The organism is Lentimicrobium sp. S6 (genome assembly GCF_013166635.1).
Lineage (GTDB): Bacteria > Bacteroidota > Bacteroidia > Bacteroidales > UBA12170 > UBA12170.
Genome location: NZ_JABKBZ010000028.1, coordinates 50,952 through 62,146 on the forward strand (window position 1 = coordinate 50,952; position 11,195 = coordinate 62,146).

At 34.1% G+C, this 11,195-nt stretch carries 13 protein-coding genes; 9 read left to right on the top strand and 4 right to left on the bottom strand.

Features of this window, described 5'->3' with window-relative positions:
• Window position 1 precedes the first annotated feature (1 nt).
• Window positions 2–664, top strand: a complete 663-nt coding sequence (locus HNS40_RS10920; RefSeq protein ID WP_172280692.1) for a rhodanese-like domain-containing protein — start codon at window positions 2–4, stop codon at window positions 662–664.
• Window positions 665–696: 32 nt separating this feature from the next.
• Window positions 697–1,335, top strand: coding sequence for a rhodanese-like domain-containing protein (locus HNS40_RS10925; RefSeq protein ID WP_172280694.1), 639 nt, complete (start codon window positions 697–699; stop codon window positions 1,333–1,335).
• Between the two features lie 117 nt (window positions 1,336–1,452).
• Here HNS40_RS10925 and HNS40_RS10930 read toward each other — a convergent pair whose 3' ends face one another.
• Window positions 1,453–1,659, bottom strand: coding sequence for a hypothetical protein (locus HNS40_RS10930; RefSeq protein ID WP_172280696.1), 207 nt, complete (start codon window positions 1,657–1,659; stop codon window positions 1,453–1,455).
• 284 nt (window positions 1,660–1,943) lie between these two features.
• Here HNS40_RS10930 and HNS40_RS10935 point away from each other — a divergent pair, with 284 nt between their 5' ends.
• The 5 genes from HNS40_RS10935 (at window position 1,944) to HNS40_RS10955 (ending at window position 7,397) form a co-directional block, all read left to right on the top strand.
• Window positions 1,944–2,630 (top strand): Crp/Fnr family transcriptional regulator, encoded by a 687-nt coding sequence (locus HNS40_RS10935; protein ID WP_172280698.1) that lies wholly within the window; start codon window positions 1,944–1,946, stop codon window positions 2,628–2,630.
• A gap of 15 nt (window positions 2,631–2,645) precedes the next feature.
• A complete protein-coding gene (locus HNS40_RS10940; RefSeq protein ID WP_172280700.1) occupies window positions 2,646–3,338 on the top strand; it encodes a Crp/Fnr family transcriptional regulator in 693 nt (230 codons plus the stop codon).
• A 319-nt stretch (window positions 3,339–3,657) separates the two neighbouring features.
• Window positions 3,658–4,344 (top strand): Crp/Fnr family transcriptional regulator, encoded by a 687-nt coding sequence (locus tag HNS40_RS10945; RefSeq protein WP_172280702.1) that lies wholly within the window; start codon window positions 3,658–3,660, stop codon window positions 4,342–4,344.
• 96 nt (window positions 4,345–4,440) lie between these two features.
• Window positions 4,441–4,938, top strand: a complete 498-nt coding sequence (gene tpx / locus HNS40_RS10950; RefSeq protein ID WP_172280704.1) for a thiol peroxidase — start codon at window positions 4,441–4,443, stop codon at window positions 4,936–4,938.
• A gap of 203 nt (window positions 4,939–5,141) precedes the next feature.
• Window positions 5,142–7,397: a CotH kinase family protein gene (locus HNS40_RS10955; protein WP_172280706.1), complete on the top strand. Its 2,256-nt coding sequence runs from the start codon at window positions 5,142–5,144 to the stop codon at window positions 7,395–7,397.
• A 90-nt stretch (window positions 7,398–7,487) separates the two neighbouring features.
• On the opposite strand, the gene HNS40_RS10960 is transcribed toward HNS40_RS10955, so the two are convergent.
• From HNS40_RS10960 to HNS40_RS10970, 3 genes are read right to left on the bottom strand one after another with little or no spacing between them, the layout of a single operon-like run.
• A complete protein-coding gene (locus HNS40_RS10960; RefSeq protein WP_172280709.1) occupies window positions 7,488–9,071 on the bottom strand; it encodes a glycosyltransferase family 39 protein in 1,584 nt (527 codons plus the stop codon).
• On the bottom strand, window positions 9,071–9,529 hold the full coding sequence (locus HNS40_RS10965) for an FKBP-type peptidyl-prolyl cis-trans isomerase (RefSeq protein WP_172280711.1): 459 nt from the start codon (window positions 9,527–9,529) through the stop codon (window positions 9,071–9,073). Before HNS40_RS10965 ends, HNS40_RS10960 begins: the two co-directional genes overlap by 1 nt.
• Window positions 9,530–9,587: 58 nt before the next feature.
• Window positions 9,588–10,295, bottom strand: a complete 708-nt coding sequence (locus HNS40_RS10970) for an NAD-dependent deacylase (protein WP_172280713.1) — start codon at window positions 10,293–10,295, stop codon at window positions 9,588–9,590.
• Window positions 10,296–10,477: 182 nt separating this feature from the next.
• On the opposite strand from HNS40_RS10970, the gene HNS40_RS10975 reads away from it, so the two are divergent.
• Window positions 10,478–10,798, top strand: coding sequence for a two-component regulator propeller domain-containing protein (locus tag HNS40_RS10975; RefSeq protein WP_172280715.1), 321 nt, complete (start codon window positions 10,478–10,480; stop codon window positions 10,796–10,798).
• A gap of 12 nt (window positions 10,799–10,810) precedes the next feature.
• Complete coding sequence (locus HNS40_RS10980; protein WP_172280718.1) at window positions 10,811–11,125, top strand: transposase; 315 nt, start codon at window positions 10,811–10,813, stop codon at window positions 11,123–11,125.
• The last annotated feature ends 70 nt before the right edge of the window (window positions 11,126–11,195 follow it).

The following is an 11,195-nucleotide window of genomic DNA, read 5'->3' on the forward strand; positions in this document are numbered from 1 at the left end:
GATGTCAAAAAGATATATATTCATATCAGTCGTATTTATAGCAATGGCTTTGGTTTTGGTTTTGCTTCCAAAACAACAAAACAGAGATGCTTTTCGACCTGATTTATTATTATTAGAAATAAATAGTGGTGAAAGATTCCTCTCAGTTGATCATATCGCTGAAAGAATTATTCAAGGGGATCCTTCTATTTTATTAGTAGATGTGAGAAGCTCAGATTTATATGATGAATATCATATTCCTGGCGCTATCAATATTCCGCTAAACGAGGTGTTGAACGATTCCTTGAATGCGGCTCTTCTATTGCCATTTAAAGATATTGTTTTCTATAGTAATTCTACACTAAGTGCAGATCAAGCATGGATATTGTGTAGAAGAAACAAAATGGAAAGCCAATATGTAATGGAAGGTGGACTTAATACTTGGTTCGACCATATTATGACTCCAGAGCCTCCTCAAGAAGTAGAAGGAAATGATGCCATTGCCTTGTATGAATTTAGAAAAGGGGCAAGCGTATTCTTTGGAATGCCAGCTCCTGTAGTTCAATATACTGCTCCTGAAAATACAAATGCAAAACCTGCTGCTGTTAAGAAATCCAAACCTGCTAAACAAGTGATTGAGCTTAAAAAGGTGGAAGAGGAAGAAGAGGAAGAAGAAGGCTGCTAAAAGTCAATTGATAATTTTTAAACGATAAAAAGATGAAAGAATTAAAAAGAACAAAGAGACTTTCTGTTAGCATCATAGGCTATTTAGCTATTATCCTCATTGGTTTAATGAGTTTAAATACTCCTGGCATTTATTTTAATGTATGTGAGGGTCATGTTATGGACGAGCTTGCTGAGATGAGTAATGAAGTTTTTCCTGATGAGGCTTTGGATTATATAGAAAACAATGAGCCAGGATATTTATTTATTGATGTGAGAGATGAGTATAAATACCTTCAAAGTCATTTAGATGATGCGATAAATATACCTATGAACCAACTTTTGGAGGACGACAACATTGAGGTTTTTCAAAAGGCACAACAAGATAGTCTAATAGTGGTCTTCTATGGTGATAGTCAAATACAGGCTAATGGAGCTTGGATGCTCATGTATCAACTTGGATATACCAATGCAAAAACAATGTTGGGAGGCTATGATTTAGTTGCATCTCCAGATTTTGATCCTGATCTTATGGAAGCTTATTTATTAGAGGAAGCTCAATATGATTTCTATATGATTATGGAGGAAGCTCGTGATCAAGTAGAAAACCCTATGATACTTGAGGATAAGCCTACCATGCAGATTGTTCCGGTTCAGCGAGTAGAAAACGAAATTGATGAAGGAGGATGTTAAACGAAATATTTTGATAATTATTTAATACTGTTTGGGCTATCTACTTAATAGAATTTACTTCGTTATTTAAGCGCGATCATTCATAAGTTAGTAGAATGTTAAGTAGTAGCCCTTTTTTTAGTTCAAAGCCTTTCTGAAATATGTTATGGCCAATAAACCCATTGATAAACCAATGATTATCCAACTGATTATTCCAAAAGAATTTTCATAAAAACCACATCCAGCCTCACAGAGATTAGCAAAGATTCCAACTAAGGAAATCATGAAATAATCTACAAAAAGCACTACCGAAACAACTAATAAAAACACGATTAACTTTTTCATTTCTCCTCCTATTTTATAAAGTGTTGTTCTTCACAACCTTCAATTAATTATATGGTAAAAATACAACCTTCAAACCCTATCAAACAATAGTATTCGTGTGAGACTAGTGGTTGTAAGGTGTGATAAACCCTATATGAAAATGTGGAAAATCTCACATAAAACAGCAATAATATTTTGGTAATAAGGTGTGAAATGTAGTAGATTTGTACTTATAATATTGTTAATCAAAACACAAACAGTATTTATAATGTGAAATACATCACATTGTGATAAAGACGCTATAAATGGGAAATGCAAATTGTAAGAAGTGTGATAAAATCTCTTGTGCAGCACTAAACTTAAGTACAACTCAGTTGGAATTGCAAAATTCTACCTGCAATGAGTCTACTATAAAAGCGGGTGATGTGATTCTATCGGAAGGCTCACTAACCTCTCATATTATTTATCTACGATCAGGATTAGTTAAAGAATTTCAACGTGTTGAGAATTCGAAACATGAATATATCATGAACTTGATTAAAGAAAAAGCTTATTTGGGTTTACACTCTTTATTTGGAGATAAGTATAATCACTATTCATATACCGCCCTTACCGATGTAAGTGTGTGTTATATAGATAGAAACATATTTAAAACCCTCTTGCTTGAAAACGGGCAGTTTGGGTATAAAATATTAGAGGCTGTGAGTAGAGATAGTTTAAATACCTATCACCGCTTTGTAACTCAGCACCAGAAGAAAATATTTGGAAAGTTAGCCGATGCTTTGCTCTATTTCTCAAAGAATATTTATAACAGTGAGAGTTTTTATTTGCATTTAAACAGAAATGAAATTTCCTATCTAATAGGGACTAGTAGGGAGAGCGTATCCAAACAACTTAGACAATTTGAGGAAGAGGGGCTAATCACCATGAAGGGACGAATTGTAAACATATTAAAACCACTTGAGCTCGAGCGCATCAGCAAATTTGGATAAAGGAAGGGATTAATTATGGCTAAACCAGTGTATACTAAAGAATGTTTAGAAGCATTCTGTGGAAATCTTTCAACTTGTGAACTCACTGTTGAGGATATTGAATTATTAAATCAGCATAGGGTTGAGGTAAAATATAATAAAGGGGAAAATGTTTGTAAACAAGGTTCTTTTGCTAATCATTTGATTTATATCAAAGAAGGTTTGTCAAAATCCTATTTAGAAGAGGATAACAAGGTTCAGATCATATGTATTAATCCGGCAGACTGTCTTCTCGGAATTCAATCAATGACCACTTCTAGTATTTTTCATTATTCTGTAGCAGCATTAGAAGATGTTTATGCTTGTTTGTTCGATATGGATGTAGTCAGAACCATTGCAAAGAGAAATCCGGGTTTTGGATATGCCTTATTGTCACAAGCTAATGAAGCACAGATACTTACCTATGATCGATTTTATAGCTTAACGATGAAGCAATTACATGGTAGAATGGCCGATATTATTCTTTGTTTAACCAATAGAGTATATAAAGCCGATCAATTTATTGTTAATCTTTCTAGGAAAGACTTAGCAGAACTCACTGCCATGTCGAACGAGTCTGCAACCCGAATTCTTAAGGATTTTAAGGATGATAAAATCATAGATTTGGATGGGAAAGCCATCACAATTTTGGATAAAAAGAAACTAGTTCAGGTCAGTAGGTTTGGTTAAAAAAACTCTACGTATAGATTCGTTCACTTGATTGGTTGCCGATTCTTGTAGAACCTAAAATAATTGCATCCTAATAATTATTAAAGATTTCTCGCTTCGCATCAAAATGACAGATGTTTTGACAAAGAAATAGGAAGAAGGGGTTTTAATATGAAACTTGTATTGGACATTATTGAACCTAAATTTAGAAAAATCAGATTATTTCTTGTTTGGATTTGAGCTATTTTATATAGTAAATTTGCAGATTATATGTCGATATGCAAAACAAATGCATATCGTATTGTGCAAAACAAATTTCTTAAGAAATAGCGAATTATAAATGAGGAATCCAGGTTGTGAAAACTGTGATAAGGTTACGAGTTCTGTATTGTATTTAAACCCCAGTCAACTAGAAGTATTAAACTCCACATGTAGTGCGGTCAGTATTAACGCAGGTGAAATGATTATGTCTGAAGGTTCTCTAACTTCACATATCATCTATCTGAGATCGGGACTGGTGAAAGAATATCAAACTACTGAAACTGGTAACCATGAATATATCATCAAGTTAATTAATGAACAAGCTTATTTGGGTCTTCATTCCTTATTTGGAGATCGCCTTAATCATTTTTCATATAAAGCTTTAACAGATGTAGATATTTGTTTCTTCGATAGAGAGGTGTTTAAAAAGCTATTAAACGAAAAAGGGGAATTTAGTTATAAAATTCTAGAAACCGTAAGCCGAGATAGTTTAAATACCTTTCATCGTTTTGTAAATCAACATCAAAAGAAAATATATGGAAAGGTAGCAGATGCCTTGCTCTATTTCTCATTGAAAGTGTATAAATCTAATTGTTTTCATTTACACCTATCCAGAAATGAGATTTCTTATTTGGTAGGAATTAGTAGAGAAAGTGTTTCAAAACATCTTAAACAATTCGAAGAAGAAGGAATTGTATCTTTTAAGGGGAGAGAAGTGGAGATACTAAAGCCAAAGGAACTGGAACGAATAAGTAAATTTGGATAGATTTAGGTATTACGATTCCAAAATTTATGATTTTTTTAAAATTTACATTGGATTTTTAGTTTTACTTTTGCCACATCAAATAAAAAAATTAAAATTATGGCACAAATAACATTACAGGGTAACGCAATCAATACAGTTGGTGATTTACCAAAAGTTGGAACGCAAGTTTCAGATTTCAAATTAGTAGCAGTAGATTTAAGCGAGAAAAGCTTAGCAGATTATAAAGGTGTTAGATTAGTATTAAACATCTTCCCAAGTTTAGATACAGGTACCTGTGCAGCTTCAGTTAGAAAATTTAATGCAGAAGCAAGTAAATTAGAAAACACTAAAGTACTTTGTATTTCAAGAGATCTTCCTTTTGCTCAAGCACGTTTTTGTGGTGCTGAAGGTTTAGAGGATGTGATTAATCTTTCTGATTTCCGTTATGGAAGTTTTGGAAAAGATTATGCTTGTGAAATAGCTGATGGACCATTGGCAGCTTTATTGAGCCGTGCAGTTGTTGTAGTTGACGAGACTGGTAAAGTAGTATATACTGAGCAAGTTCCTGAGATTGTAGACGAGCCAGATTATGAAAAAGCATTAGCTGCTTTATAATATAAAAATACTTTGATAAAAGCGCCACAAAACATTTGTTTTGTGGCGCTTTTTGTTTTTATAAGCCTGTATATCATTTCCTAAAAACAATTATCTTTGCTTTCGATTTAATACATTTACTTTCGCAATCTGGAACTTTTTTATGAATTGAAATCTAAAAAGCGATGTTGCTAAAGTTTCAATACACCATTTAGACCAAGAATATGAACCGTATTTATGCAATTTTATTAAGCCTACTTGTGCTCTTTTCTGTGAGTACTTTACAATCACAATCTGCATTCCCTGATTTAGGCCCCGTATTTAGAGATGATATGGTCCCTCGAGTTGATATTACCATAGATCCTGATACTTTAGACTGGATATACGAGAATGTAGACAGTTATGAGGAGTTTACATGCGAGTTTAAATTTACCACTGATACATTACAAGAAACATTGAGTAATGTGGGTTTTAGGTTAAGAGGAAATACTTCTCGAAACTCTTGGAAAAAGTCTTTCAAATTATCATTCAATACTTTTGAATCGGGAAGAGACTTTTATGGACTTGAGAAAATTAATCTCAACGGGGAACATAATGATCCTTCTATTATCAGATCTAAAATTGGCTGGGATTTAATGAATAGCTTTGGAATTCCAGGTTCAAGAGCCAATCATGTGGAGGTTTATATTAATGGCAATTATTATGGACTTTATATACAAGTAGAACATATTGATGAGGTTTTTGTGGATTCTCGTTTCGAAAACATGAATGGAAACCTTTATAAATGCCTTTGGCCAGCCGATTTGGATTATAAAGGTACGAACCCCAATAGTTATAAGTTTGAGCAAGGCGATAGAAGGGCTTATGATTTAAAAACCAATGTGGCAGAAGATGATTATTCTGATATAGCCAATTTCATTACCAAATTAAATCAATTGCCAAATGAAGTTTTTGCCTGCGAAATTCAAAAGGTATTCAATGTTTATGATTATTTGCGAGTAATTGCAACAGATGTATTTTTAGGTAATTGGGATGGACCATTATATAATAAAAACAACTTCTATCTTTATTATAATTCATCCTCCAATAGAATAGAATACATCCCCTATGATTTAGACAATACTTTGGGTATTGATTGGATGGGTCGTGATTGGAATACTAGAGATATGTACGATTGGGCCAAGCATGGCGAGCCACGACCATTGTATACCAAAATGATAGCCAATGAGGAATTAAGAGCCATTTATACCCAATATACTTCTGATTTAATGAATAATGTGGTGAATGAGGATTTCACACAGAGAATCTTAGCCATTAAAGAAATGATTACTCCCTATGTGGCCAATGATCCTTACTATCCTTTAGATTATGGATATTCTATAGATGATTTTAATAATTCCTATTATTATGGGATAGATGATCATACCCCAGTTGGGCTTTTTCCTTATATAGAAACGCGAAAGCAGTCCACTTTAGAGCAATTAGAAAGTTTTGAAGAACAAGCTGTGATCAATCATGTGAGATATAAAGCCAAGGATGGAGGTGAAGATTTAAGAGTAAGAGCTTATGTAAGAGAAGCAGTAACTAGCGTTAAGCTTATATTTACGGCAAATGATGGAGCAGAAGAAGAACTTGAAATGTTTGATGATGGAAACCACAGTGATATAGAAGCAGGCGATGGTGTTTTTGCCAATGAAATTGAGGAAATACCTATTGGAACTCAAATTCGCTATCAGGTTTTAGCAGCGAAGAGTGCTACAAATCTGACTTTGCAACCTTGCGATGCCATTCTCTATCATTATCGTGAATCTCAAATGCCCTTATTGAAAATAAATGAATTTATGGCCAGTAATGATACCACCATTACTGATGAGTATGGTAATTCTAGCGATTGGATAGAAGTATATAATGCCGATAATACTCCAGTTTATTTGGGAGATAAATACCTTACTGATAATTTAAGTGATGAAAGTAAATGGAGAATGCCAAGTATTACCTTAGTGCCAGACGAATTTGTGTTATTCTGGGCAGATGGCGATGTGGACAAAGGAACCAAGCATACTAATTTCAAGCTGAGCAAAAGCGGAGAAGAGATTGGGATTTTTGATGCCGATAATACAGGACATTTCCCTTTAGATACTTTGGTTTATGGGGAGCAAACTACTGATATCTCACAAGGTCGTTTTGCTGATGGAGAGGAGGTATGGAAATTCTATTCAATTCCTACTCCAGGCTTTTCAAATATTGTAGATGCTATAGATGAATATGTGTTTAATCAATCATTAAATATTTATCCAAATCCGAATTCTAGAGGAAGTTTATTCCTTAGTCATCAGAGCAATATTGAAATTTATAGCATTAATGGAAGATTATTAATCCAAGAATATCAGGTGCAAGAAGTTAATTTAGATGGATTAGTAAGTGGTGTTTATTTGGTGAAAGATCAGAAAGGAAATATCCAAAAGCTTATTATTCAATAGAGGGTTTAGTTTTTATTGAGTGAATGATGCTTTACTTGAATGATGCAATGTTTGAATGGTTTAACTAATTTTTATTATTCCCTTATTCCCTCATTTCTTTATTTCCTCATTCTTTTTCATGAAAGCCTGAAAATCATTATAAGGGATTTTCTTTAAATCCTTGAGGATATAAACATAGGCTTGCTTTACCATTTTACCACTTCTACTTATTGAAATGGTATCATAAGGAATAACAGTTTCAAAATGATCTTTTGTGAAATCCATGGAGAATAAATCGTTATCCATATTGATAAACCAAGCGTCCATTCCCAATTGATAGCCTCCTCTTTTTTCATTCATCCAAGCATATTTGTGAATTCTTTCCAAGCTTCCCCAGCCTAAGACATGGGTATTGTTAGGCAAAGCCACATAATAATCTAAATGTGCAGCCGGAAACCATCTGAAGCTGACTAAAGGGGCATCTTTTTGAATCATCTTGGTGCGCTCTGCTTTCTCCTTAATTTCTTTGAATGGCTGTTTCATTTGTCTCCAACCATACATGTCTAATGAAATGTCATTTCCTATTATTTTTTTCAAATCAAAAAGTCCATAATTAATTTGAGCTCCACCTATAATCAAGATAAAGAAGATACTTATAATTGAGGCTTTAATTATAGGAGGAAACATTTTCAATTCGCCATTATTTTTTCTGCTTAGAAATGCAGCACCCACTAGTAGTAAACTAACATAAGCTGGTCCAGTCCAATGAGGTAGGGTTTTTCTAAAAAGAGAGACAAATAAAAATACTCCAATCATAGGTAGAGATTGGAATAATAGGAAATGGAATTTCTTCTTTTCCAGAAAGCTTCCCTTATTTTTCCACCCATAGATAACTGCTATCCACACTAGTAAAAATACAACTGGGTTTTGGTAAAGAAATTCACCTAAAATTTCGGTTCCAATAAAGTCGAAACGAATGCCTTGACTCCCCATTCCCACTCTATCACCATGAAAGGTGAAGCTTATAAAATGGTGCATGTAGTTCCAGATTAAAACTGGGGAGAATACAATGACACTAATGATTCCAGCCGCATACAAGCTCAGGCTTTTAAACCAATTTCTATTATAAAATTGAATATATAGAAAAATACCTGGCCATAAAAAGAGGGTAGTGTATTTTGAAATCATTCCTAGGCCTATGGTCAAACCTAAGAGTAAAAAACGTCTTTTATTGGAGTTCACCATATCCTTATCGGGAAGAATATCTATCATTAAAAAGAGAGAAAAAATCCAGAAGAAAAGCTGAGGAGTATCGGGCATGATGAATACACCTGCAATTAGACTAGTGTATAGCGAAGAAGTATAGAGAATAGCTGCATACCAACCCGTTTTTTCATTCTTTATCCTACAACCTAGCTCAAAGATCAACCATGTATTTACAGCAGCAAAAAAAATGGAGGAGGCTCTCATTAAGAGAGTCGACTGAAGATAGGAGCCTAGAGAAAACAATTGAATAACCCAGCCAATCATTGGAGGGTGGTCAAAATGACTCCATCCAGGATATGCGGCATAGGTATAATAATACACTTCATCATTCCCCATTTCAATCCAATAGGCTAATATAATACGGACAATGGAGCTTATCAATATCAACCAAGCAAGAGCTTGGTATTTCTTGGGAATGATAATATTCATTATTGGAAACTAATCAGGTATACATCGAAAATAAGAGGAGCATTTGCGGGGATACTAGAGGAGCCTGAAATGCCATATCCCATATAACTTGGTATAAATAACCTGCCTCTTCCTCCTTTTTTAAATAAAGGAATACCAACTTGCCACCCTTGTATTACATTGGACAAAGGAAATGTTGCTGTGCCACTATCAAATTTAGTTCCGTCTAATAGATAACCAGAATATTGAACCGTTACAGTACTACCACTATTTGGGTGAATTCCATTGCCTTCCTTCGAAATAATGTATTGTAGGCCTGAGCTATGCATCTTTGCAGTAAGATCATTTTCAGTTAGGTACTTATTTATTAACTCAGTATCTATAGCTAATTGTTCTGATTGAGTATTGGTTTCATCTTTTTTACAGGATATTGATCCTATTAATACAAGGATTAATAATAGACTAGATAGTTTTTTCATTGCCATAAAATTTGCTGCAAATATAATTATTTTCGGTGCTATAAGATCTTAAAAATTCTCATGTTATTATTTGGTCTACTTCACACTTTATCAAGTTGTTAATTAGTGTTGGTAAGCCTTCGCCTGCTTTTTTGGCTATGCAGCTTATATTTTTTTTAAAAGAATACCCCTGAGCATTAGGATCGATATAATAAATGAGGGCATTGGTTTTGGCAAAGTTGATTAAGCCAGCAGCGGGATAGACAGCTAAACTCGTTCCAATAACAAGCATGATATCGGCTTTCCGAACTATCTCAGCTGCTTGGCTAATCCCTGGAACAGCCTCACCAAACCATACAATATGTGGTCTTAATTGAGACCCTTTTTGGCAGAGGTCTCCTTTTTTTAATTCCCAGTGGTCGAGGGCATAAACCAATGATTCATCAACAGTAGATCTTGCTTTTTTCAATTCTCCATGAAGGTGTAGAACACTGGAACTGCCGGCTCTTTCATGCAGGTCGTCTACGTTTTGTGTAATAATTTCTACATCAAAATGCTTTTCTAATTTCACTAAAGCTTGGTGCCCATTATTGGGTTCTACTTCAAATAATTGTTTTCTACGGAGATTATAAAATTCCAATACTAAATCCATATTCTCCCCCCATGCATTGGGACTTGCCACTTCCTCCATTCTATAGTTTCTCCAAAGTCCATTGGAGTCCCTAAAAGTACTGATGCCACTTTCAGCACTCATTCCAGCACCGCTTAAAACAACTATTTTTTTCATCTTCGTCCTTTTTAAAGGTTTAGTCAAATTTAAACAAAAATAAGGAGCCCTCATTGGGCTTTTTTTCTTACCTTAGATCATCTATGAGAGCATGTTACTTAAACGATTTTGGAAGGTTGAAGATTTGGTGTAATCATACTAAATGGCTTGGGTTTTTTCTAATATTACTTTTACATGTCTCTATGAGTTATGCACAGAAAGGAAAAAGCTATAAAATAGAGCCTATCGCTGCCAAAAAAATTCCTTTGAATGAAAAGTTGAGCCAAGGTCGGGTATCGGATATTGTAGAAGATGAAAGAGGTTTTATCTGGATTGGAACTTTAGATGGGCTTAATAGATACGATGGGTACCATGTGAAAATATTTAGGCATGAGTTTAACGATTCAAGTAGCTTAGACAATAATCAAATTCACAAAATAGTTTGCTCCAAAAACGGTCTGCTTTGGGTGTTAATGTTTTGGCCCCTTAAACAATCGGACAAAGTTATAGTTAGAAATCTATAAATTTGTACGATCATGACAGAAAAAAGAAAGTTTACAAAAGAAGAAAAGCTTCAATTAATAAAAGAAGCAGCCGAAAAAGGAGTAAAAATAACTCTTGAGAAACATGGGATTTACCCCGCTACATATTATTCTTGGAAGACGAAGTTTGAAAGTATGGGCGAAGCAGGGTTCCGCCATGGGATGACACCGGAACATTTGAAAGAGATTAATCGGTTGGAGAAAGAAAATGCTCTATTGAAAAAGCTCTTAGCAGAAAAAGAATTAGAAGGACATTTAAAAACAGAACTGCTAAAAAAGAAGTATGCCTGGGCGAGAAAAAAGAATTAGCTAGAAAATATATTGGGTTAGGATTAATACGCAATGTAGCCTTAGATATATCAGGAATAACTAAGCATCA